Consider the following 23,213-nt stretch of genomic DNA (forward strand, 5'->3'; position numbering starts at 1 on the left):
GGACGACGGATGCTGCTGCCTACGCCAGGCGGGCGCGCAGGTTGGCGGCGATCGACTCGAGGAACTGCTCTGTCGTCTCGTAGCCCTGCTCCGGGCCAACGAGGAGCGCGAGGTCCTTGGTCATCGAGCCGGATTCGACGGTCTTGATGACGACGTCCTCGAGGGTCGTCGCGAAGTCGATGAGCTCCTGGTTGCCGTCGAGCTTCCCGCGGTGGGAGAGGCCGCGCGTCCACGCGTAGATCGAGGCGATCGGGTTGGTCGACGTCGGCTTGCCCTGCTGGTGCTGACGGTAGTGACGGGTCACGGTGCCGTGAGCCGCCTCGGCCTCGACGACCTTGCCGTCCGGCGTCGCCAGGACGCTGGTCATGAGGCCGAGCGAACCGAAGCCCTGCGCGACGGTGTCCGACTGCACGTCGCCGTCGTAGTTCTTGCAGGCCCAGACGTAGCCGCCCTCCCACTTGAGCGAGGATGCGACCATGTCGTCGATGAGGCGGTGCTCGTAGGTGAGGCCCGCAGCGTCGAACTGCTCCTTGAACTCGGTCTCGAAGACCTCCTGGAACAGGTCCTTGAACCGGCCGTCGTAGGCCTTGAGGATCGTGTTCTTGGTGGAGAGGTAGACCGGGTAGTTGCGGTCGAGGCCGTAGTTGAGCGAGGCGCGGGCGAAGTCGCGGATCGAGTCGTCCAGGTTGTACATGCCCATGGCGACGCCGGAACCCGGCGACTGGAACACCTCGAAGGACTGCGGCTCCGAGCCGTCCTTCGGCGTGAAGGTCATCGTGAGGGTGCCCTCCCCCTCGAAACGGAAGTCGGTGGCGCGGTACTGGTCGCCGAAGGCGTGGCGGCCGACGATGATCGGCTTGTTCCAGCCGGGGACCAGGCGCGGGATGTTGGAGATGATGATCGGCTCGCGGAAGATCACGCCGCCGAGGATGTTGCGGATGGTGCCGTTCGGCGAGCGCCACATCTTCTTGAGGCCGAACTCCTCGACGCGGGCCTCGTCGGGGGTGATGGTCGCGCACTTGACGCCGACGCCGTGCTTCAGGATGGCGTGAGCCGCGTCGACCGTGATCTGGTCGTCGGTCTCGTCGCGCTTCTGAATGGAGAGGTCGTAGTACTCGAGGTCGATGTCGAGGTACGGGTGGATGAGCGAATCCTTGATGGCCTGCCAGATGATGCGTGTCATCTCGTCGCCGTCGAGCTCGACGACGGTGCCTTCAACCTTGATCTTGGACAATTGTTGTTCTCCTCGAAAGATGCGGGCCGATCGGCCCCGACAATCCTACCCGAGCAACGCAACTATCTCGACATCAAGACAGTTGCCTTGGATTTCCGCGGGTGACGTCCACGGAAACGCCGACTTTCCGCTCCGGCGGCCCGCAGGATAGCCTTGCGTCATGGGTGAGATCACACTGGAAGAACTGTCCGCGTCGAATATCGCGGCGGCGAACACCCTGAGCCTGAAGCCCGGCCAGGAGCAGTTCATCGCGCCGGTCTCGTACTCGGCGGAGACGACGGTGACCGACCCGGCCGCCGCTTGGCAGCGCGTCGCCCGCCTCGACGACAAGGTCGTCGGCTTCATCCACGGCAACTTCGATCCCGACAACGAGCACGACGAGTTCCGCGCGTGCATCTGGCGGATCAACGTCGACGCCGATGCCCAGGGTCAGGGCGTCGGCCGTTTCCTCGCCCGCTCCCTCGCCGAGGAGGCGCGCACCCGCGGCTTCGACCGCATCACGGTCATGTGGGAGCCGGGCACAGAGGGACCGGAGGCGTTCTTCCACCGCATCGGCTTCGTCGACGTCGGCCAGACCCAGTACGGCGACGTCATCGGTGCCCTCGCGCTCTGAGTCCGGGCGCACCGGTTCCGTCGGCCCGTCGGCTGGCGCATCCGTTCCCCGTCGTCCGCCCGCCATCGCGGAGGGCTTCGTCGCCGCCGTGCTCGAGGTCGTCGACTCGATTCCGCCCGGCCACGTCATGACATACGGCGACGTCGCGGCCACCCTCGGGTCCCGTGGCGCACGGGTCGTCGGCCAGGTCATGGCGCGATACGGCTCAGACGCCCCCTGGTGGCGCGTGATCAGGGCCGGCGGCCATCCGCCCGTCGACCACGAGGATCGAGCTCTCGTCCACTACCGGGCCGAGGGAACTCCGATCGTGCTGACGGATGCCGGCTACCGCGTCGCGACTTCGGCACGCTGGCGTCCCTGACACCACAGCGGCGCCTGCCGTACGCACCGCGTCAGCCGACGCGCTGCTCCATGAGGGCAGCGGCCGGGATGCGTGCTGCGACGGTCGTGCCGCGCCCGCCCTCGCCCATCGACAGCTCGACCGTTCCGCCGAGCGCGGCGATGCGGTCGACGAGCCCCATGAGACCCGTGCCCTTGGAGAAGTCGGCTCCCCCACGTCCGTCGTCGGTGACGCTCACACTCAGCCCGTCGTCGTCAGCGGCCAGGTGGATGCCGCAGTGCGACGCCTCGGCGTATTTCGCGACGTTCGTCAGGCACTCCGCGATGAAGAAGTACAGCGTGGTCTCCGTCAGCGGCGGGAGGTGATCGGGAACGACCACGTCGACCTGCACGGGCACCGGCGACCGCGACACCAGTTCGCTGATCGCCATGCCCAGGCCCCCGAGCGTGAGAGAGCTCGGGTGGATTCCACGCGCGAGCTCCCGCAGTTGCTTCAACGAGCCGCTCAGCTGCGCGAGCGCCTCCTCGAGGTCGGCAGCGAGCCCGTCGTTGCCGTCGGCACTCGCCCGGGTGATCGCCATCCGCAGACTGAGTGCCAGGGAGACGAGCGACTGCTGAGAGCCGTCGTGGAGATCCCGCTCGATCTTCTTGCGGGCGAGGATGCCGGCCTCGATGATGCGCACCCGGGACTCGCGCACCTCATCGAGCGTCTGCTCGAGCTCCTCACGCAGTCGTCCGTTGTCGACGGAGAGCGTCAGTGCCGTCGACACGGCGTCCAGCAGCTCCTGATTCTCGCTCAGCGCCCTGTCGTGATCGATGACGGCGAGGCGGCCCGACTGCGATTCGATCGCCATGAGTGCGCGCCCTCGTGGGCGTGCTCGTTCCGGCTCGCCGGACATCACGGCGCCGCGCGAGTCGACGTACCCCTCGACGTCGGGCTCCCACCAGTACACCTTCAGGGCGGGGTCCCGCAGCGTCTCGGCGAGAACGGCCTGCCAGTAGTCGCGGTCGACGCCGTCGCGGGTGTGCACCATGAGATCGGACACCCGTCCCCTCAGGCTCCTGATGAAACCGAGCCCAGCGACGAAGCTGATCGGGATCGACGCTGTTCCGAGATAGCCGAGATAGGTGAACACCGCCGAGCTGCCGCCGGTGAAGTCGGAGACGGTGCCGTAGGTCACCGCAGCGCACCACAGCACGAGGGCGACCGGCATGATGAAGGCGACGTTGCGAGCGGGCGTCGTGCCGCGCATCCAGCGCACCGTGACCAGCACGATGATCCCGATGATCAGGGCGATGCCGAGCACCCGGAAGCCGAGGTCGATGGCGGAGTACGCCGCCTGGTTCGCGGCGAAGGCGTAGACGTTCGGCGAGCAGTCGCAGTCGGGGTAGCGGTTGGGAGCAGGCATCACGAACAGCACGGCGAACATGCGGATGACGGCAGCGACGACGCCGATCGCGAGCAGCCATTTCTCCACAGGGCCGTAGAACCGCCCTGTCGGGTACACCACGACCAGTCCCGCCTGCAGGACGGCCCAGAACAGTCCGACGGACTCCAGGAGCGGCCAGACCGCGCCGTACGGCCACATGGCGGCGATGAACGCCGGCGGCAGCCAGAGGAACGCGATCGTGATCATGATGCGGGCGGGGATGGGCGAGTCGGCCGTCTCCCAGGCGATCCAGGCGCACGCGGCGTAGCTGAGCCCGGCGAAGGCGTGGAAGATCGTGCCGCTCAGCGACCACGGCTGCGCGAGGGCGGCTGCCTCGAAGCCGATGACCTCCTGGGCGACGATGAGCGCCGCCGCGAGCGCGACGAGCAGCAGCCTGCGGAGCCGCAGTGCCGTCACGGCTGGCCGAGCAGGCGGAGCACGGCGAGCACGCGCCTGTGGTCCGTGGGCGACTCGTCGATGCCGAGCTTCGACATGATGTTGCCGATGTGCGTCTCGACGGTCTTGAGGCTGAGGAACAGCGTCGATGCGATTCCGGAGTTCGACTTGCCCTCGGCCATGAGGGCGAGCACGTCACGTTCTCGTGGGGTCAGCACCTCGACGGACGGGTTGCCCTTCTGCGCGACGAGTTGCGCCACGACCTCGCTGTCGACGACGGAGCCGCCCGATGCGACGGTGCGCACGGCCTGGACGAGTCGCTCGGGTTCGGCGACGCGATCCTTCAGCAGGTAGCCCGTGCCTCCTCCGGCGCTCATGGCCCGGATGGCGTATGCCGGCGTCGCGTACATGGAGAGCAGCAGCACGCCCACCTTCGAGCCGCCGGCACGCAGAGTCTCGAGGGCGACGATGCCCTCGTCGGTGTGGGTCGGCGGCATCCGGATGTCGAGGACGACGGCGTCGACGGGGCGCTCCTGAACGACCATGAGCAACTCCGCAGCCGTGCCGACCGAGGCGACGATCTCGCAGCCGCCGGCGGTGAGGACCGTGGAGATCCCCGTGCGCAGCAGCATCGCGTCGTCGGCTATGGCGACCCTGGTCGGCGTGCCGTCCGGGGTGACTCTCTCCGCGTTCATGATCGTCCAGTCTGTCGGGCGCCGTGCTCACGACGCTGGGGGTGACGGATGTGACTGAAGGTGCTGTGCGATTGTGCAGGTGCCCGCGACTCAGGCGACGAACTCGCGGAGGCCGGCTCCGGAGAGCTCGTCCTTCGGGATGAAGCCGTCGGCGCCGCTCGCTTCGATGCGACTGCCGTAGTCACTCCGATCGCGACTCGATGTGAGAACGATAGCGAACGAACCGAGCGCGCGCAGCGATGGGACGACATCGAAGCCCATCGCATCCGGAAGCATCACGTCGAGCAGGACCAGGTCGGGCAGGCTGTCACCCACCAGCTCGAGTCCGGAATGAGCCGATGCGGCGTCGCCGATCACCTCGAAGCCGTCGGCTTCGAGGAGCCTGCGCACCTGATCACGAAACACGTCGTGGTCGTCGACGATCACCACCCGAGACACCATGTCCTGATTCTGCCCCGGCCACGAAGGGCCATCCGACCAGCGGGCCGAAGATCGGGGAGCACCCCGAGGGGACACGGAGGGCGCGCACCGATCCGCGCCCCCGTTCGAGGGAGGAACATGACTGTCGAACTCGCGGGAAATCACCGGGCACAGCGGTGGTGGATCGCAGATCCAGCTCGTCGGCATCCGGACCCGAACACGGACGTGACGATCAGCCGGTCGGGTTCACGAAGAGGGGGAAGACCTGATCCCGACAGGTCCTCCCCCTCTTCACGTGCGGGGCCGCCGCAGTACCGCGTCGCGACAGCCGTGTCCGGGCTGTCCCCTCCCCGTCGAGGTGCCAGCACCGACGCGGCAGCGGCTCCGGCGGACGAGGATCGCCTGCGTGAGTCCCTTCCGAACCCGTCGAGCAGTCCAGGTGTGGGTCGCGCGCTACCTGGTTCCCGAGCTCCTCGGAACGGTCGCGGCCCTGGTCGCGGCGTGGGGAGTCTACGAGGCGACGCAGTCGCTGGCCGCCGCCGCCATCGCCGGCACCCTCGCCGAGACCGTCGGCTATTACTCCGTCATCGTCGTGCGCACAGTGCGCGGCCACGCCGCGACCAACGGACCTGTCGCCACGTCCTGGCTCACCATCAGGTCGCTCGGCGCTGAATTCGGACCGGCCGAGGTCGTCGACACCGTGCTCGTGAGACCACTCCTCCTCTGGGCCGTCCCGGCGGCCTGGGGAGCATCCCCCTTCGCCTGGCTCGTCGGGAAGCTGGCATCCGACGTCGTGTTCTACGCGATCACCATCACGAGCTTCGAGCTCGGCAAGCGCATCATCCTGCCGCACCAGAAGGAGAACCATGACTCCCGCATCCCTCTCGACGCTGCCGGCACGGTCGGTCCGCTCATTCGCTGACGACGAACGCGACAGCGCTCGATCTCCTGCGCACGCCCCTGGCCCGACTCATCGCGAACGGATGCGGGTCGAGCTCGCTCGGTACAGCGCGGCCATCGGGCTGCCCGGGATCGTGCGGCGTCATGGCTCTCCGCTTCTCGTGCTCGACGTGGCGCGAGTGCGCGAGCAGCTCGACCTGCTGCGGCGGGAGCTGCCGGGGGCGCAGGTCCACTTCGCGACCAAGGCGCTTCCGCATCCGGCGGTCGTCCGCACGATCGAGCTGGCCGGAGCCTCCTTCGAAGTCGCCTCCCGCGGCGAGATCGCCCTGCTCCGCAACACCGGAGTCGATGTCGGCCGCACGCTGCACACCCATCCGATCAGGTCCAGGGCCGATGTCGCCGACTCCTACGGCAGCGGCATCCGGCGATTCGTGGTCGACAACCCCGGTGAGCTGTCGAAGCTCGCCGTGCTGCCCCGCGACATCGACGTGCTCGTGCGGCTGAGCTTTCCGAACCCGTCCGCCGGGTGCGACCTCTCCGCGAAGTTCGGCGCCACCGAGGCGCAGGCGGCCGCGCTCGTCGAGCGCGCGATCGAGCTGGGCGTCACCGTCGCCGGATTCAGCTTCCACGTGGGCAGCCAGACCACGTCGGTGGCGCCGTTCGAGCACGCGATCCGCCGCACGACCCGGCTGATGAACGATCTCGAGGCGCACACAGGGGTGCGCTTCCACGTGCTCGATCTCGGCGGGGGCTTCCCGATCGGCTACGACGAGGCCGTTCCCGATCTCGCGGTGCTGGCTTCCGGCATCCGCGCGGCGTTGTCCGCGAGCGGGCGCCACGACGTGGTGCTGCTCGAGCCCGGCAGGTTCGTGACCGCGACGGCCATGACCCTCGTCAGCCGCGTGGTCGGGTCGAGTGACCGGATCGACGGACGCTGGCACTACCTCGACGACGGCCTGTACGGCAGCTACTCCAATGTTCTGACCGAGGGAGTGCATCCGCTCGTCTTCGCCGCCTGCGAGCTGCAGGAATCCCCGATCCCGGATGCCGCACGCGAACGGGTCACCCTCGCCGGACCGACCTGCGGCAGCATCGACGTGATCGCGCACGGCGTCGATCTGCCCGTGCTGCACGAGGGAGACCTGCTGGTGAGCCCGATGATGGGCGCGTACACCTCGGTGACGGCCTCGGCATTCAACGGGCTCGAGCCGACGCGGATCCACGTGGTCGACGCCGGCTCGCGCCGCTTCTAGACCAGCGAGTCCCTCCACGCGGCGTGCAGCTGCGCGAAGCGACCCGTGCCGGAGATGAGATCGTCGGGCGTGCCGTCCTCGACGATGCGTCCGTGCTCCATGACCAGCACCCTGTCGGCGATCGCCACCGTCGAGAGGCGGTGCGCGATGATGACGGCGGTGCGGTCGGCGAGCAGGGTCTGCAGCGCCTCCTGCACGAGGCGCTCGCTCGGGATGTCGAGCGACGACGTGGCCTCGTCGAGGATGAGCACGGCCGGGTCGGCGAGGAACGCGCGTGCGAACGAGATCAGCTGGCGCTGGCCTGCACTCACCCGGCCACCGCGCTTGTTCACGTCGGTGTCGTAGCCGTTCGGCAGACCCTCGATGAACTCGTGCGCCCCGACGGCCTTCGCAGCGGCCACGATCTCGTCGAACGACGCCTCCGGCTTGCCGATGGCGATGTTGTCGGCGACCGACCCCGAGAACAGGTAGGCCTCCTGCGTGACCATGACGATCGCGCGACGCAGGTCCTTCGGGTGCAGGTCGCGCAGGTCGACGCCGTCGAGTGTCACAGCCCCGTCGGTCGGGTCGTAGAAGCGCGAGATCAACTTGGCGAGAGTGGTCTTGCCAGCACCCGTCGATCCCACGAGCGCGATCGTCTGGCCTGCCGGCAGCTCGAGGTCGAACCGCGGAAGGATCTCGCGATCGGCCCTGTAGGCGAACCGGACGCCATCGAAGCGAACCGTGCCCTTGGCCTCCCAGAGGTCGACCGGCTTCACGGGATCCGGCACGCTCGGCTTCTCCTCGAGCACGCCGGAGATCTTCTCGAGCGCCGCCGTGGCCGACTGGTAGGAGTTGTAGAACATCGCCATCTCCTCCATGGGGTCGAAGAAGCGCCGCGTGTACAGCAGGGCGGCCAACAGCACGCCGATCGCCACCTGCCCGTCGATCACGCGGAAGCCGCCGACCAGCAGGACGACACCGACCGCCACGTTGCCGATGAGCACGAGGCCGGGATCGAAGATGCCGAACAGCTGGATGACGCGGGCGTTGACGTCGCGGTAGTCCTCCGTCAGGGCGCCGAACTCGCGGGCGTTGCGCTTCTCGACACGGAACGCCTTGACGGCACGGATGCCCGTCATGGTCTCGACGAACTTCACGATGAGCTTCGCCGAGGCCACCCGGGACTCCCGGAACAGTCGCTGCGACCGGGTCTGGAACCATCGGGTGAGCACGAAGAGCGGCACCAGCGAGACGACCAGCACGATGCCGCTCACCCAGTCGAGGGTGAACAGCGCGATGCCGATGAAGCCCATGTAGAGCACGCCGCGGATGAGGCCGTTGATGCCCTCGTCGAGCAGTTCGCGGATCGCGTCGAGATCGCTGGTCTGGCGCGAGATGATGCGCCCGGAGGTGTACGACTCGTGGAACTCGAGGCTGAGCCGCTGGGTCTGCAGGAACACGCGGGTGCGCAGGTCGATGAGCACGGCCTGGCTGATGCGCGCACTCAGCACCGTGTACCAGGCGATGAGGACGGCACCGAGCACTCCGGTGACGAGGTAGGCCCCGCCGACGAGTCCGAGCGGACCCCAGTCCTGCTTCATGAGAGCTGGCAGGCCCTGGTCGATGCCGATCGCGATCAGCGCCGGTCCAGCCACCTGGAACGCCGTGGAGAACACGATGACGATGACGGCGAGCACCACCTGGGGCCGCAGAGGTCGCAGCAGCGACCCGAGGAGGTGCAGCGACCGCCGACGGATCTGACGCGACTCCTCCTTGGTGAAGTCGTTGCGCTCCTCGCCTTCAACTCCGGTGACGCTCATCGGTTCACCCCCTCCTTCTCATCGAACAGATCTCGATCGGTCTGGCGCGCCTGGTCGCGGCGTTCCTCGTCCTCCAGGCTCGAGATCACGAACCTGTAGTGGTCGTTGGTCTCCAGGAGCTCGGAATGCCTGCCCACGGCGGTGATGCGGCCGTCCTGCAGCAGGGCGACCCTGTCGGCGAGCATGACGGTCGACGGCCTGTGCGCCACGATGAGCGCCGTCGTCGACGCGAGGACCCTGCGCAACGCCGCCTCGACCAGAGCCTCGGTGTCGACGTCGAGCGCCGACAACGGGTCGTCGAGAACGAGCACGGCGGGCTTCGCTGCGACAGCGCGGGCGAGCGCCAGTCGCTGACGCTGGCCGCCCGAGAGGCTCATGCCCTCCTCGCCCACTGTCGTGTCGACACCGTCGGGGAGGTCGTGCACGAAACCGGCCTGCGCGATCTCCAGCGCTTCCGCCAGGGCGGCATCGGCTTCAGGGCTGCGCTCGGCGAACTCGGGGCGACCCAGCAGCACGTTGTCGCGCACGGACGCCGAGAACAGCGTCGCGTCCTCGAAAGCCATCGCGACGTGCCGGCGCAGCTCCTCGCGGCTGAGGTCGCGCACGTCGACACCGTCCAGGCGCACCGCTCCCCCGGTGACGTCGTACAGCCTCGTGGTGAGGGCCGTGATGGTGGACTTGCCCGAACCCGTGAGCCCGACGAGCGCCATGGTCTCGCCCGGTCGAAGGGTGAGCTCGACTCCGTCGACGAGATCGGGGAATCGCTCCGGCGAGTCCTGGTAGCGGAAGTGAACGGCGTCGAAGTGCAGCTCGCCCTTCGGGTCGGTGATCGTGACCGGTGCCTCCGGGTCGCGGATGGCGTTGACCTCGTCGAGGATGTCGAAGAAGCGGTCGGTCGCGGTGCGGGTGTCGAACGTCATCGAGAGCAGGAATCCGATCGACTCGACCGGGAAGCGCAGCACCGTCGCCGTGGCGAAGAAGGCCACCAGTGTTCCGACGCTCAGCTCGCCCTGCGCCGCGAGCCAGGTGCCCACGACCAGGCAGAGCGCGAAGGCGACGTCCGGAACCATGAGCAACCACAGCCAGATGCCGGCGATGGCACGGGCCTTCTCGATCTCGGTGCCGCGCAGATCCTCCGCCTGCGAGGTGAAGTTCTTGAGCGCGTGCTTGCCTCGACCGAATGCCTTCAGCACACGGATGCCGTGCACCGACTCCTCTACCGCAGTGGCCAGGTCTCCCGCCTGGTCCTGGCTGCGCCTCGCGATGGTGGAGTACTTGCCCTCGAACACGAAGCCGTAGATCCAGAGCGGGATCGAGCAGGCGAAGAAGATGAGGCCGAGGATCCAGTTCATCGAGATGAGGATGCCGAACCCGACGATGATCGTGAGCACGTTGACGACCAGCAGGATGATGCCGAAGGCGAGGAAACGGCGGATGAGGCCCAGGTCGCTGACGGCGCGGGAGAGCAGCTGGCCGCTCGGCCAGCGGTCGTGGAACGCGACGGGGAGGTCCTGCAGCTGGGCGTACAGCCCGTTGCGCATCGTCGCCTCGACGTGCGTGCCCGGTGTGAGCACGAACCAGCGCCTCAGAGCGATGAGGATGGCCTCCAGCACGCCGAGCCCGATGACGAGCAGCGAGGCCGGCAGGATCGCGGAGGCGTTCCCCGTCGACAGCGGACCGTCGACGAGCACCTGCAGGATCTGCGGGATCGCGAGCGCGACGAGGCTCGCGAGCAACGCCGAGACGGCGCCCAGGATGAGGAACGGGACGGCGGGCTTGACGTACGGGTAGAGCCTCAGAAGGGTGCGGATGGTGCCGGGACGGTCTTGAGGCGGGTGTTGGTGCTGAATCGATGCAGGCATGTCTCGCTGTTTCTGACGGGGTGGCCGGCGGCCGGCTCGGGCGTGACCGCGCTGGCGGTGCGCGCTGTCGAGCGGAGATCCGCTGTCGGCGGTGGTGGAGAGAGGACGAGCGCGGGTCGGTCTGCGGACGGGCGCTGTGCGGGACGGGCGTCGCCCGTGCGGCGTGCGGTGCGGCTACTCCGTGATCACGGCGAGGCGTGCCGCGACGACAGGGCCGGTGGTCGCTCCGGATCGGGGCGTCGGCTTGTCTGTCTTCGTCATGGAATCCTCCTGCGCGTCTTCGTCGAATCTGGTGCCACCGTCGCGTGCGGGGCGGCAGGCAGCCTTGCAGACTATACCCGCGCATCCGTCGACCGCAACGGCTGCGCCGATCCGATCGCTGCCTGGGCGTCGATTACGCTGGCGGGAGTGTCGGCATGGCAGCGGGCGCGCGAGACGAGGGGGCGCCGGTGCGATCGATTCGTCTCGCCATGCTCCGAGCGCGAGCGCGTGCCGGACTCCTTCTCGGTCTCGGCGCCGTCGTGGCCGTCGCAGCGCTCGCGGGCGTCGGCATCATCGGCGGGCTCGCGACGGCGACGGCGACGGGGGTGCACGACGCCCTCGTGGTGACCGGGCCCGCGACGGAGTTGGTGGTCACCGCCGATCCGTCCGATCCCGACGACGCTCCAGCCAGCCGGGATGCCGTCGACGCCCTCATCGACGAGACGATCCGGCACGGCGACGTGCAGCGTTCCGTCGACGATGTCGATCGGCTGGTCTGGACGATCACCCCTGCCGATGCCGCTCTGACGCCGGCCGGCGCGGCGGAGCTGCGCCTCGAGATCGGCGACCTCGTCACGATGGTCGACGCGGCGTCGATTCCGGCGACGACGGTGGCGACATCCGGAGGGCTGACCGCAACGCTCGCCGAACTCGACAGGGGCGTCGTCGCCGTGTCCTCCGTGCTGCCGGTTCCGCTGCTGCTCATCTTCGTCTTCGCCTGGTTCGCGCTCGCCCAGCTCGCTCGTCTGCTGCGCAGCGCCCGCTCCGAGGAGAGCGAACTGCTCACCGCTCGCGGGATGACGGCATGGCAGCTGGGCTCGCTGGCCATTCTCGAGTCGGCCGTGACCGTGATCCCCGCGGCGGTCATCGGAGCAGCGGCAGCGGTCGGAGCGCTGAGCGTCATCCAACCCGCAGCGACGACCTCGCTGAGTGGCTGGCCGTTCGCCGTGGCCGTCGGACTCCTGGCCATGATCGTTGCCGGATGGAGCGCCGGGCGGAGCGGCATCGGCGGAACCGCCGGGCGCCGTGCCGAGCGCTCGGGCCGGGGCGTCGGCGCCGCCACGGCGACGGGAGCCGTCCTCGCCACCATCGCGGCCGCAGTCGCCGTCGCCCAGCTGCTGCAGTACGGCTCGCCCCTCGTCCCCTCAGCCGATGGCGGCGTCCGCGTCGACCCGATCGCCGAACTCGCCCCTGTGCTCATGCTCGTGGCCGGCGCGCTGCTGGCCCTGCTCCTGCTCCGGCCGGCCGTCATCGCCGTCGAGAGGGCGGCGGCGCGCGGAACCGGGCTCGCCGGTTCACTCGCCGCCCGCCAGGTCGCGCGACGCTTCCCGATGTTCCAGGTCGCAGTGCTGCTGGTCTGCCTGGCCGTCGGCAGTGCCGTGTTCGCCTCGGGTTACTCGGCGACGTGGCGGTCGCTGGCCTCGGCCTCGGCGCAGCAGGCCACGGGGACATCCGTGCGGATCGCCCTCGCCGACGACTCCACGGCCGTGACGACGACTGCCGCCGTGCGCGCCGTCGACGGAGTGACGGATGCGGCCCCCGTCGCCACAGCGCCCATCAGGGTGGGCGACGATCCGTCCACCCTCACGGCTCTCTCACCCGCGCTGGTGTCGGCCGTGCTCGCCGATGTCGGCGGCACCGTGGACACGGCGGCCATGGCGGCGGCCCTCGCCGAAGAGGTCAGGCCGGGCATCGCCCTCGCCGAGAACTCGACGTCGCTCCGGATCGATCTCGACATCGCCGCTCCCGAGGAGAGCCGTCGCGGAGAGGTCGCGATCAGCGCGTGGCTCGCCGACACCGACGGAGCACTCGTCTCCGTCGGCCTCGGCTCCATCGACGTCGACGCCCCAGGGCGCATCTCGGTGTCGGGAGAGCTCCCCGTCGTCGATGGGGGCTGGAGCCTGCTCGCGGTCGACGGGCGTCTGAGCGCAGCCGATGGCGCCGAGGACATCGACCTCGAGCTGACGTCCGTGGAGACCGACCCGGCTGCTCCCGCGTCGCTGCCCCTTCCGGAAGAGCCTGAGACCACTCTGGCATCGACAGAGCCGCTCGGCAGGATCATGCTGACGGATGCCACCGACCAGGACGTGCCGGCCGTGATCTCGACGGCCCTGGCCGAGAAGCGCGGACTGCGGGTCGGCGACCGATTCGACTACCAGTTCGATGGACTGCTGCGCTCGGGATCCGCCGTCGTGGCCGGCCTGACGCCCTCGGTTCCGGGCTCAGCCGACGCCCTCGCGGCGCTCTTCCCCCTCGCCACCCTCGACGACGCCCTGCTGCGCGACAACGACACCACGGCCGTCGCCGACGAGGTCTGGGCCGCAGCTGCCGACCCGGCGCTCGCGGCCGCTGCGATCGAACCGGTGCTGGCGGACCCGGGCGGCGACTCCGGCGACGTCGTGACGGTCGCCGGTCCCGGGCCGGCGACCCTGCTCGCCGAGCCTGTCGTGACCGCTGGGTGGGTGGGCGTCGGCGCCGCCATCGCGCTCGCCGTGATCGCCACCGTCGGAATCCTGTCCGCACTGGGAGCCGCTCGCTCCGGCGAGGTCGCCCTCCTGCGGGCGATCGGCGTTCCGTCACGGGCGCAGGGCAGGGGCCGCGCCGTCGAGCTCAGCGTTGCTGTGATCGCGGGAGGCCTCGCCGGAGTCGCCGTGGGGGCGCTGACAGTACTTCTCACTGCGGCTCCGTTCGCCGCGGCATCCGTCGCCGAATCATCGCTCGTCACCGACCTGCCGCCGTCGCTCGGCGTTCCCGCTCTCGCCGCGGCACTGCTCGCGTTGGCCCTGCCGCTGGCCGTCGTCATCGCTGTGCACGCGCACTCGGTCCGCCGCAGCGCGTCCAGGCCCTCGCCTGTCGGGGAGATCTCGTGAGCCGCCGGTCCGCACGGTCGGGCCCCGCGCTCCTCCTTCGCCATCTGGCCGCCCATCCGGCCGGCGGACTCACCGTCGCCGTTCTCGTCGTGCTGCTGTCCGCTCTCGCCGCGGCGGCACCCCGGGCGGTCGAGGCCATGCACACCAGGTCGCTCGACTACGCCGTGAGTGCACTCGAGCCGGTGCAACGCGACGTCACCGGTGGCGCCATCGGAGTGCCGGACCCCGGACCCGGCGCCACGACCGGTCCCGATGGGCTCCCGCAGGAGTCGCAGGCCGTCTGGGGTGCCTTCAACGACAGCGTCGTGGGCCTGCATGACAGCCTGCCGTCTCCGCTTCGCGAGGCCACGGGCAGCCCGCAGTACTTCCTGTCGCAGGACAGCCTGCCCGTCACCAGGGTCGGCGACGAGAATCACGGGGAGCTGGCCCTCGCCTTCGATCCGCGATCGCCCGACCATGTGAGGTACACCGACGGCTCGCCCCCGTCGGCGACCGACGACGACGTCGTCGAGATCGGCCTCGGATCCCTCAACGCCGATGCCCTCTCCTGGGGAGTCGGCGAGACCCGGCAGATCCAGGCCGAGCGCGGCGAGACCTACAGCGCCAGACTCTCGGGCGTCTTCGAACCCGTCGACCCCGATGACGACTACTGGTCGCATGCGCCCCTGCTGCTCGAGCCGAGCATCGTGCGGGATCCGCTCGCGCCGCCGGTCTACACCGTCACCGGGCTGATCGATGCCTCGGAGCTCGCTGCGCTGGCCGCGTCGCCCACTGCGGTGCGCGTGGAAGTGTGGTTCCCCCTGGACCCCGATGCCGTGACCCAGGCCGATGCATCGACCCTGGTCGAACAACTGCGCCGCCTCGAGTCGGCACCGCCGACGGTCATGATGACGCGGACCGAGTTCTACCAGGCCGCGCTGTCGTTCTCCGCCGGTCCGGCCGACACCATCGAAGACACGTTGACGACGGATGCCGCCGTCGACGCTGTGCTCGCCATGACGGCGTCGGGCCCTCTGGGCGTGATGATCGCCGTGCTGCTCCTCGGCTGCCGAGTGATCACGGGCCGGCGGGCCGATGCCCTCCTGCTGCTGGCCGCCCGCGGGGCGGGTGGGCAGACGTTGCGCGGCATGATGGCGATCGAGGGTCTGGTGATCGGCATTCCCGCGGCGATCACAGGAGCCCTCGCGGGCATCCTGCTCACCACCGGACCGATCACGGCGAGCGCGCTCGTGCTGCCCGCCCTGCTCGGCCTGCTTCCGGCGTTCCTGCTCGCGCTGCCGTCACCCGACCTCACTCGTCGCACGGAACGCGACGACCTCGACAGTGCCAGCCGAGCCTCGGGCCGGGTGCGTCTCGTCGGCGAGCTCGTCGTGGTCGGGCTGGCGGCCGTCGCGACCTTCGCCCTGATGCAGCGCGGGCTCACCACGGCTGCGGCGACATCCGGAATCGATCCCCTGCTCGCCGCAGCTCCGCTGCTGCTCGCCCTGGCGGTCTGCGTCGCCGCGCTCAGGCTCTATCCGCTGCCGCTGGCCTGGCTGGCCCGGCGCTCTCATGCGCGGCGTGGGCTCAGTGCCTACCTGGGACCCGTGCGGGCGCTGCGCGACCCGGCGACTGGGCTCGCCCCGGTGCTCGCCCTGGTGGTGGGCGTTGCCGTCGCCGTCTCGTCGGGAGTACTGCTCACCACCATCCGCTCGGGCATCGACGATGCAGCGGTGACGGCCGTCGGCGCCGACCTGCGCGTGAAGGGCACGCCACTCACCACGGACCAGGTGGAGGAGATCGCCGCCGTTCCGGGTGTCGCTGATGCCGCCGCCGTGTCGGGAGCGAACTCGGAGCTCATCGACGTCGACGGGCGCCGCACCAACACGTCGATCATCGTGGTCGACACCGAGGCCCTCGGTCGGGTGCAGGGCGATTCCCCCGGCGCACTGCCGGTCGGGCCTGCGCTGCGCGCCGAGGGCGACACCGTGCCGATCGTGGCGTCGGGGGCGACGACGTCGGCCGTCGGCTCGTCGACGGATGCCACTCTCGACGGAGAGCCGATCACCATCGTCGGCACGGTCGACGGCATCACGGCCCTCAGCAGTCGGGCGAACTGGGCTGTCGTCGACAGCCGCTTCGCTGACAGGGTCGGCGTCGTCAATCCCGTGACTCACGTCGTGCTGCTCCGCCTCGAACCGGATGCCGATCGGGAAGCCACCAGGGCAGCGGTGCAGGCCGTGGCCGGCGGTGCGGCGACCGTCGATTCGCCCGCGGACTCCGCTGCGGTCCTGGAGTCGGCCCCGGCTGCGGCCGGCCTGCAGTCCGCCCTGTTCATCGGCATCGCCGTGACGGCACTGCTCAGTGCTCTCACCATCGCGATGACCCTCGTGCTCGGCGCGACGGCGAGAGCTCGCATCCTCGTGCTGCTGCGCATGCTCGGCGGCGGGCGGCGCGATGCCCGCTCGCTCGCCGTCTGGGAGGTCGCGCCGATGGCCGTGGTCGCCCTCGTGTTCGGGGCGGCGCTCGGCATCGGCCTGCCGCTGGTGATCCTGGCCGGCGTCGACCTGCGCGGATTCACTGGAGGCCGGTTGCAGCCGGAGCTCTCCGTCGACCCGATCCTCACCCTGGCCCTCGTGGTCGGGTTCGTGCTGGTGACCGCACTGTGCACGTTCATCGCGCTGTTCGCCTCAGGGCGGGCGCGCGCCAGTTCCATCCTGAGAACAGTGGAGTCCTGACCATGGAGAAGACGGAGACCCGCGTGATCGACGCGACCGACACCGGCGAGCCCGACGTGATCTGCTCGGACCTGGTGCGCATCTTCACCGCCCAGGGAGTGGAGGTGCAGGCCCTTCAAGGTCTGAATCTGCGCCTCGATCGAGGAGAGCTGGTCGCCCTGATCGGGGCATCGGGCTCCGGCAAGTCCACCCTGCTCGGCATCCTGTCCGGACTCGACGTCCCGACGGCCGGAGTCGCGCGGGTGGCCGGTCACGACCTGCTCGCTCTGGGTCGACGCGAGAGGGTCGCATTCCGTCGACGGAGCGTCGGCTTCGTCTGGCAGCAGACCGGACGGAACCTCCTGCCCTACCTGACCGCCGCTGAGAACGTCGCCGCCGCTCTGGCCGTCGCCGGCGCACGGGGCGACCGTGACGGACGCGTCCGTGATGTGCTCGAGGTGCTCGACGTGACGGACGTCGCGGATCGGCGGCCGTCGCAGATGTCCGGCGGACAGCAGCAGCGGGTGGCCATCGCCGTCGCCATCGCCAACGAGCCGCGCGTGCTCCTGGCTGACGAGCCGACCGGTGAACTCGACGAGGCGACCTCTGCATCCGTTCTCGAGGCGATGCGCTCGGTGAACGAGCGCCTCGGGGTCACGACGCTCATCGTCACCCACGACCCGACAGTGTCCGAGCATGTCGCGCGCACTGTGCAGATCCGCGATGGACGCACCTCGACCGAGGTGCTGCGCAGCACGCGGACGGACGAGCACGGAGCGGAGCAGGCTGTGGCCGAGGAGTTCGCCGTCCTCGACCGCGTCGGCCGGCTGCAGTTGCCGCACGACTTCGTCGGGGCTCTCGGCCTGCGCGACAGGGTGCGGCTCTCGCTCGAGCCCGACCACGTGGCTGTGCGCCCCGGCCAGGAGCAGCGGCAACCGGCCATCCCGCCCACTCCGCCTGCTGCGCCGGCGTCAGACCCAGGCCCCGAGTCGACCACGGGGCAGGATGCGTCCCCCGCCCCCTCGCCTGCGCATTCCCCACAGCCGCGCGGGCGCCACGCCGCCCCCATCGAGGAGGATCGATCATGAGTATCGCCCTGCGCGCCGAAGGCCTCAGCCGCCACTACACGGTCGGCGACATCACCGTGCGAGCCGTCGACGAGGTGTCGCTCGACGTCTCGCCCGGCGAACTGCTGGTCATCAGGGGATCATCCGGCGCCGGCAAGACGACGCTCCTCAACCTGCTGGGTGGTCTCGACAGCCCGACGGCCGGGCAGGTGTGGGTCGGCGACCGGGAGCTCTCCAGCCTGGATGAGGACGAACTCGCGGAACTCCGTCGTACGGGACTCGGCTACATCTTCCAGGGCTTCGGACTCATCCCGGTGCTGTCGGCCGCCGAGAACATCGAGGTGCCGCTGCGACTGGCGAGGATGGACGCCGTCGAGCGCGACAGCCGCGTCGCCGAGGCGCTCGCCCTCGTCGGCCTCTCGGAGCACGCCGCCCAGCGTCCATCCGAACTCTCCGGCGGACAGCAGCAGCGCGTGGGGATAGCCAGGGCGCTGGTGTCGCGTCCCGGCATCCTGCTGGCGGATGAACCCACCGGCCAGCTCGACAGCGGAACGGCCGCGACGGTCATGGATCTCATCTCGGGGCTGGTGCACGACCGCGGTATCGCGGCCGTGGTCTCGACGCACGACCCGCTCCTCGTGCAGCGTGCCGATCGCGTGCTCGAGATGCACGACGGCCGGCTGCGTGCGGCGGACGACCTCAGCGCACGCGCACGCTGAGGCAGGTGACGCACCCCTCGAGCTTCTCGAACTCGGAGATGTCCACGGTGACCACCCTGTACCCGAGATCGGAGATCAGCGCCGCGCTGACCGGGGCCGATCCGGCCATGAGCACGGTGTCGGGAGCGAGTTCGACGACGTGCGCTCCCCCCGCCTCCGGCACGGCCACGAAACGATCGAAGACCGTGACGTCGTCGAGCAGCGGCCGGTAGCCGATCACAGTGCCGTCGGGCAGGGCGGTGGCTGCGCTCTTGAGATGCAGTGCCTTCGTGAGCGGCACGGCGACCACCGTGTAGCCGAGCGGCGCCAACAGGACGCGGAGCTGACGGATGCCCTCCGCATTGGTGCGCGTCGACCGGCCGACGTAGACCGTCGAACCGACCTTCAGCACGTCGCCGCCATCGAGGGTCCCCGGCAGCTCGATACGCTCGATCCGCACGCCCGGAATCGAGCGGACGGACTCCTCGGCCCCGGCGATCTCACCGCGACGGACCTCGGAGCCCGGACTGGTCATCACGGCGACGTCGCCGAACATCACCACGGTGTCCTCGACGAACACGGAGTCGGCCAGCTGAGGTTCTGCGGCGACCTCCACGACGTCCCAGCCCTCCGCCGTCAGGGCGGCGCAGTAGTTGTCCCACTGGTCATCGGCCAGCTCGGAGTCGATGCCCTCCCGCTCGATGTGGGTCACCATCCCCTCGGCCAGGTTCTCGGCAGGAAGACGCACGAGCGCGATCCGGCGGGCCTGGCCGGATGACCCGACGCCGGAGCCGAGCACGATCGCGGTGATGCTGCGGCCGAGGGTGACCTCGCCGAGCGTCACGGCGAGCACGAACAGCAGGTTGAAGCCGATGAGGCTCGCCACGATCTGCCCGAGTACGGCGCCGTCGATGGCGGCTCCGTTCCCGGCTGCGGTCAGGATCGAACCGAGCACGGCACCGATCAGGCCGGCACCGAGGCCACCGGCGAGCGCGGGGAGCCACCACCGGGTGGCGCCGAGGGAGTTGAAGATCGCCAGCAGGACACCGGCGACGATCGCGGGCACCAGGAAGAAGTTCGCCGCCTGGGTGAGCACGGCCGTCGCCTGCTGGCCACCGATGAAGAAGGCCAGGCTCGTGACGGCGAGGGCCACGACGACCACGACCAGAGCCGAGAGCACGCCTGCCGTGATGCGGCGCCCGAGGTCGACGGCCGGAACGGGTGGTCGGGTGGCAGCACTCGAGAAAGTCATGACTGCGACACTACCGGCCACCCGAGCGGCTCTCAGGCGGAGTGCAACCGTGCCTGTGCGATGCGCTCCGCGGCCTCCAACGTGGTCGTCCCCTGGGCGGCGGACTCCCGGAAGATCTCGGCGACGGTGTCGCCGATGGCCAGCACCCGCAGCTCGATCGCGTCGAGATCAGCGCCTCCGCTCGATGCCCCATCCAGGTAGATCACGCCGCCGCCGTTGACCACGAAGTCAGGCGCCCAGAGGATGCCTCGGTCGGCCAGACGCCGGGCTCCGTCGCGCGACTCGAGCTGGTTGTTGGCGGCACCGACGACTCCACGCACACGCAGTTCATCGATCACCCGACTGGACAGCGCCCCGCCGAGGCCGCACGGAACGAACAGGTCGGCCGTCACGGTGTGGGCTTCAGCCGGTTCGACCCAGCGGGCACCGAGCTCGGCGGCCAGCGCCTTCTTCGACGTGTCGACATCCGTCACACTCAGACGCGCGCCGCCGGCCGCCAGCGCCCGAGCGAGCCTGCCGCCGACCTGCCCGAGCCCGGAGATCACGATGTGCCGACCCGCGACGTCGCGGGATCCGTCGAGGGCGTCCAGGGTGGATCCGATGGCCGCGAGGACCCCGGACGCCGTCGCATCGGCGGGCTCCCCCACCCCGCCCTGCTCCGGGGGAAGGCCGCACACGTGAGCCGTGCGGAGCGCGACGATGGCCATGAGCTCCGCACTGGTGCCGACGTCCTCCGCCGTCATGTAGGCGCCACCGAGGCTCTCGACGGCGTCGCCGAGATCGAGCATGGCCGCGTGCCGACCCTCTTCGGTGAGGACGGTGCCGATCGGCACGTGGATGACGGCCTTGACGCCTCCCCTGGCAAGGCCCGCCGCCGCGTTCTTCAGCGTCATGGCGGCCGACAGCCGGAGTGCGTCGGCGAGGGCATCCTGCCAGTCCTCGTACTGCCAGACGCGGCAGCCGCCGAGCGCCTGACCGAGGCGGGTGGAATGCACCGCCACGATGATCGTCAGGCCGGAGCGGCGACCGGTGACGATGAGCACACGCTCATGGTCGAACTCGGGGACCGATGCTGTGACGGCGGGAAGGGTTGCTGGTGCTGTGTCGATGAGAGTCATCGTCGATTCTCCTTGAGGATCTGCTTCGTGGGCAGGGTGCGCGGCACGGGGTGTGTGCCGCTCCCAAGGATACGCGCGCGGTCGCCGTCAGGCGAGGATGGCGACGTCGGTTCCGTCAGTGGAAGAAGTGCCGCTCACCCGTGAAGTACATCGCCACGCCTGCCGCGGCAGCTGCAGCGATGACCTCGTCGTCGCGGATGCTGCCTCCGGGCTGGACGATCGCCTTCACGCCGGCATCGATGAGGATCTGGGCGCCGTCGGCGAAGGGGAAGAACGCATCGGAGGCGGCAACGGATCCGGCCGCGCGATCACCGGCGCGGGTGACGGCGAGCTGGCAGGAGTCGACGCGGTTGACCTGGCCCATTCCGACGCCGACGGATGCTCCTCCCACCGCGAGCAGGATGGCGTTCGACTTGACGGCACGGCACGCGCGCCAGGCGAACTCGAGGTCGGCGCGCGTGGCGTCGTCGACGGGATCGCCTGCGGCGAGGGTCCACTCCTCGAAGGGTGCGAAGTGGGCATCGGCCTGCTGCACCAGCAGTCCGCCCGAGATCTGGCGCAGCTCGGTCCCGCTGCGCGCGTAGTCGGCGGGGAGTTCGAGCAGGCGGATGTTCTTCTTCGCCGTGAGAAGCTCGAGCGCCTCGGGCTCGAAGCCCGGCGCGATGAGCACCTCGGTGAAGATGCCGGCCACGGTCTCGGCCATGGCACGGGTGACGACGCGGTTGGCGGCGATGACGCCGCCGAAGGCCGAAACGGGGTCGCAGGCGTGGGCGCGGGCATGGGCCGAGGCGATGGCGTCAGCGGCATCCGGAGCGGCGACGGCGATGCCGCACGGGTTGGCGTGCTTGATGATCGCCACGGCGGGCTCGCTGAAGTCGAACGCGGCGCGCAGGGCCGCGTCGGCGTCCACGTAGTTGTTGTACGACATCTCCTTGCCGTGCAGGACGGAGGCCTGCGCGATGCCGCCGCCGTCGGGGGAAGCGTAGATGGCCGCGGCCTGATGCGAGTTCTCGCCGTAGCGGAGCGACTGCTTCCGGGTCCACGTGGCTCCGAGCCAGCCCGGGAATCCCGTGCCCTCATCGTCGGGGGCGACCACGTTGCCGATCCATGAGGCGACGTTCACGTCGTAGCTCGCGGTGTGGCGGAACGCCTCCGCACCGAGGGCCTGGCGCTGGGCCAGGGTGGTTCCCCCGGCCTCCAGTGCCGCTGCGACCAGAGGGTACCGGGCCGGATCGACCACGATCGCGACGTTGGCGTGGTTCTTGGCCGAGGCCCGCACCATGGCGGGCCCTCCGATGTCGATCTGCTCGACGATGTCGGAGGCCGGAGCGCCCGATGCGACGGTCTGGACGAACGGATACAGGTTGACGACGACCAGCTCGAACGGCGCGATCCCGAGTTCGAGCAGCTGCGCTTCGTGCGACTCCAGTCGCAGGTCGGCGAGGAGCCCGGCGTGCACGGCCGGATGCAGCGTCTTCACGCGGCCGTCGAGGGCCTCGGCGAAACCGGTGACGCTGGCGACGTCAGTCACCGCGAATCCGGCGTCGCGGATGGTCGACGCCGTCGATCCGGTGGAGACGATCTCGACGCCGGCTGCCGAGAGGGCACCCGCGAGCTCGAGGAGCCCGGTCTTGTCGCTCACCGAGATGAGCGCCCGACGGATCGGCACGACATCGCGGTCGCGGTACAGGCTGGGGTCGTGGCTGGGGCCGCTCATGATCGGGAGAGTTCCTTCAAATCGACGTGTCCGTTGGCGATGTCGAGTACGGCCTCGATGAGGAGGCGGCGCTCGACGGGCTTGATGCGATCGTGCAGAGACGACTCGGTGTCGCCCGCGAGGATCGGCACGCGCTCCTGCGCGATGATGGGGCCGCCGTCGACGCTGTTGTCGACGACGATGAGGCTGGCGCCGGTCTGGGTCGCACCGGCGGCCAGCGCGTCCCGCACTCCGTGGGCTCCGGGGAACTCCGGGAGGAACGCGGGGTGGGTGTTGATGAGGTTCGGCGAGAGTGCTGCGACGACGCGCGGAGGCAGCAGGCGCATCATGCCGCTCAGCACGACGAGGTCGGGGCCCCACGCCCGGATCTGCTCGAGCAGCGCATCGCCCCAGGTCTCCCGATCGGGGTAGACGGGGTAGGCCACTGTGAAGGTCGGGATGCCGTACTCCTCCCCCAGCGCGAGACCGGTGGCGTCACGGTCGGCACCGATCGCCACCACGCGTGCGGGGAACTCGGCATCCTGCGATGCCTCGAGCAGGGCGCGGAGGTTCGACCCCCCTCCGGAGATCAGAACGACGAGCGACAGCAC

The 23,213-nt window shown here is 69.8% G+C and carries 18 protein-coding genes; 8 read left to right on the plus strand and 10 right to left on the minus strand.

From position 1 onward, the window contains the following. Positions 1–19: 19 nt before the first annotated feature. Complete coding sequence (locus ASC59_RS09075) at positions 20–1,234, minus strand: NADP-dependent isocitrate dehydrogenase (protein ID WP_055821117.1); 1,215 nt, start codon at positions 1,232–1,234, stop codon at positions 20–22. Positions 1,235–1,394: 160 nt separating this feature from the next. On the opposite strand from ASC59_RS09075, the gene ASC59_RS09080 reads away from it, so the two are divergent. Both ASC59_RS09080 and ASC59_RS09085 read left to right on the plus strand, forming a co-directional pair. Further along, entirely contained in the window at positions 1,395–1,847 is a 453-nt protein-coding gene (locus ASC59_RS09080; RefSeq protein WP_055821120.1) for a GNAT family N-acetyltransferase, read from the plus strand. Continuing rightward, a complete protein-coding gene (locus ASC59_RS09085) occupies positions 1,831–2,208 on the plus strand; it encodes an MGMT family protein (protein ID WP_082513500.1) in 378 nt (125 codons plus the stop codon). The genes ASC59_RS09080 and ASC59_RS09085 overlap by 17 nt, the downstream gene beginning before the upstream one ends. Before the next feature lie 31 nt (positions 2,209–2,239). Here the strand turns inward: ASC59_RS09085 and ASC59_RS09090 are convergent, their stop codons facing one another. From ASC59_RS09090 to ASC59_RS09100, 3 genes are all read right to left on the minus strand, one after another. After that, a complete protein-coding gene (locus ASC59_RS09090; RefSeq protein ID WP_055821123.1) occupies positions 2,240–4,033 on the minus strand; it encodes a sensor histidine kinase in 1,794 nt (597 codons plus the stop codon). Next, positions 4,030–4,707 carry a response regulator transcription factor gene (locus tag ASC59_RS09095; RefSeq protein WP_055821125.1) on the minus strand — a complete coding sequence of 226 codons (678 nt, stop codon included), beginning with the start codon at positions 4,705–4,707 and terminating at the stop codon, positions 4,030–4,032. Before ASC59_RS09095 ends, ASC59_RS09090 begins: the two co-directional genes overlap by 4 nt. 90 nt (positions 4,708–4,797) lie before the next feature. Continuing rightward, positions 4,798–5,148, minus strand: coding sequence for a response regulator (locus tag ASC59_RS09100; RefSeq protein ID WP_055821128.1), 351 nt, complete (start codon positions 5,146–5,148; stop codon positions 4,798–4,800). Positions 5,149–5,533: 385 nt separating this feature from the next. Here ASC59_RS09100 and ASC59_RS09105 point away from each other — a divergent pair, with 385 nt between their 5' ends. Both ASC59_RS09105 and ASC59_RS09110 read left to right on the plus strand, forming a co-directional pair. Further along, complete coding sequence (locus ASC59_RS09105) at positions 5,534–6,049, plus strand: hypothetical protein (RefSeq protein WP_157487972.1); 516 nt, start codon at positions 5,534–5,536, stop codon at positions 6,047–6,049. A gap of 61 nt (positions 6,050–6,110) precedes the next feature. Further along, entirely contained in the window at positions 6,111–7,280 is a 1,170-nt protein-coding gene (locus ASC59_RS09110) for a type III PLP-dependent enzyme (RefSeq protein ID WP_055821135.1), read from the plus strand. Here the strand turns inward: ASC59_RS09110 and ASC59_RS09115 are convergent. Both ASC59_RS09115 and ASC59_RS09120 read right to left on the minus strand, forming a co-directional pair. Next, entirely contained in the window at positions 7,277–9,082 is a 1,806-nt protein-coding gene (locus tag ASC59_RS09115) for an ABC transporter ATP-binding protein (RefSeq protein ID WP_055821137.1), read from the minus strand. The genes ASC59_RS09110 and ASC59_RS09115 overlap by 4 nt on opposite strands. Further along, positions 9,079–10,944 carry an ABC transporter ATP-binding protein gene (locus ASC59_RS09120; RefSeq protein WP_055821140.1) on the minus strand — a complete coding sequence of 622 codons (1,866 nt, stop codon included), beginning with the start codon at positions 10,942–10,944 and terminating at the stop codon, positions 9,079–9,081. The genes ASC59_RS09115 and ASC59_RS09120 overlap by 4 nt, the downstream gene beginning before the upstream one ends. A 449-nt stretch (positions 10,945–11,393) precedes the next feature. On the opposite strand from ASC59_RS09120, the gene ASC59_RS09125 reads away from it, so the two are divergent. Genes ASC59_RS09125 through ASC59_RS09140 form a run of 4 tightly spaced genes read left to right on the plus strand, consistent with a single transcriptional unit; the run spans position 11,394 to position 18,557 of the window. Next, positions 11,394–14,075, plus strand: a complete 2,682-nt coding sequence (locus ASC59_RS09125) for an FtsX-like permease family protein (RefSeq protein WP_157487973.1) — start codon at positions 11,394–11,396, stop codon at positions 14,073–14,075. Next, entirely contained in the window at positions 14,072–16,792 is a 2,721-nt protein-coding gene (locus ASC59_RS09130; RefSeq protein ID WP_055821146.1) for an ABC transporter permease, read from the plus strand. Before ASC59_RS09125 ends, ASC59_RS09130 begins: the two co-directional genes overlap by 4 nt. Positions 16,793–16,794: 2 nt before the next feature. Further along, positions 16,795–17,859 carry an ABC transporter ATP-binding protein gene (locus ASC59_RS09135; RefSeq protein ID WP_082513502.1) on the plus strand — a complete coding sequence of 355 codons (1,065 nt, stop codon included), beginning with the start codon at positions 16,795–16,797 and terminating at the stop codon, positions 17,857–17,859. Next, a complete protein-coding gene (locus ASC59_RS09140) occupies positions 17,856–18,557 on the plus strand; it encodes an ABC transporter ATP-binding protein (protein WP_055821152.1) in 702 nt (233 codons plus the stop codon). The genes ASC59_RS09135 and ASC59_RS09140 overlap by 4 nt, the downstream gene beginning before the upstream one ends. Here the strand turns inward: ASC59_RS09140 and ddaH are convergent. The 4 genes from ddaH to purN form a co-directional block, all read right to left on the minus strand. Then, a complete protein-coding gene (ddaH, locus tag ASC59_RS17770; RefSeq protein WP_055821155.1) occupies positions 18,538–19,788 on the minus strand; it encodes a dimethylargininase in 1,251 nt (416 codons plus the stop codon). The two genes, ASC59_RS09140 and ddaH, sit on opposite strands and share 20 nt — an antisense overlap. Before the next feature lie 32 nt (positions 19,789–19,820). After that, on the minus strand, positions 19,821–20,906 hold the full coding sequence (locus ASC59_RS09150; protein ID WP_055821159.1) for a Glu/Leu/Phe/Val dehydrogenase dimerization domain-containing protein: 1,086 nt from the start codon (positions 20,904–20,906) through the stop codon (positions 19,821–19,823). A gap of 115 nt (positions 20,907–21,021) precedes the next feature. Then, positions 21,022–22,623, minus strand: a complete 1,602-nt coding sequence (gene purH / locus ASC59_RS09155; protein WP_055821162.1) for a bifunctional phosphoribosylaminoimidazolecarboxamide formyltransferase/IMP cyclohydrolase — start codon at positions 22,621–22,623, stop codon at positions 21,022–21,024. Next, complete coding sequence (purN, locus tag ASC59_RS09160; RefSeq protein WP_055821165.1) at positions 22,620–23,213, minus strand: phosphoribosylglycinamide formyltransferase; 594 nt, start codon at positions 23,211–23,213, stop codon at positions 22,620–22,622. The genes purH and purN overlap by 4 nt, the downstream gene beginning before the upstream one ends.

The organism is Leifsonia sp. Root1293 (genome assembly GCF_001425325.1).
Taxonomy (GTDB): domain Bacteria; phylum Actinomycetota; class Actinomycetes; order Actinomycetales; family Microbacteriaceae; genus Orlajensenia.

What these genes read in the sequence shown, in the direction of transcription:
- ASC59_RS09100 (WP_055821128.1), bottom strand. Translation starts at nt 5,148, where the DNA reads ATGGTGTCTCGGGTGGTGATCGTCGACGACCACGACGTGTTTCGTGAT.
- ASC59_RS09140 (WP_055821152.1), top strand. Translation starts at nt 17,856, where the DNA reads ATGAGTATCGCCCTGCGCGCCGAAGGCCTCAGCCGCCACTACACGGTC.
- ASC59_RS09110 (WP_055821135.1), top strand. Translation starts at nt 6,111, where the DNA reads ATGCGGGTCGAGCTCGCTCGGTACAGCGCGGCCATCGGGCTGCCCGGG.
- ASC59_RS09080 (WP_055821120.1), top strand. Translation starts at nt 1,395, where the DNA reads ATGGGTGAGATCACACTGGAAGAACTGTCCGCGTCGAATATCGCGGCG.
- purH (WP_055821162.1), bottom strand. Translation starts at nt 22,623, where the DNA reads ATGAGCGGCCCCAGCCACGACCCCAGCCTGTACCGCGACCGCGATGTC.
- ASC59_RS09135 (WP_082513502.1), top strand. Translation starts at nt 16,795, where the DNA reads ATGGAGAAGACGGAGACCCGCGTGATCGACGCGACCGACACCGGCGAG.
- ASC59_RS09120 (WP_055821140.1), bottom strand. Translation starts at nt 10,944, where the DNA reads ATGCCTGCATCGATTCAGCACCAACACCCGCCTCAAGACCGTCCCGGC.
- ASC59_RS09150 (WP_055821159.1), bottom strand. Translation starts at nt 20,906, where the DNA reads ATGACTCTCATCGACACAGCACCAGCAACCCTTCCCGCCGTCACAGCA.
- ddaH (WP_055821155.1), bottom strand. Translation starts at nt 19,788, where the DNA reads ATGACTTTCTCGAGTGCTGCCACCCGACCACCCGTTCCGGCCGTCGAC.
- ASC59_RS09115 (WP_055821137.1), bottom strand. Translation starts at nt 9,082, where the DNA reads ATGAGCGTCACCGGAGTTGAAGGCGAGGAGCGCAACGACTTCACCAAG.
- ASC59_RS09095 (WP_055821125.1), bottom strand. Translation starts at nt 4,707, where the DNA reads ATGAACGCGGAGAGAGTCACCCCGGACGGCACGCCGACCAGGGTCGCC.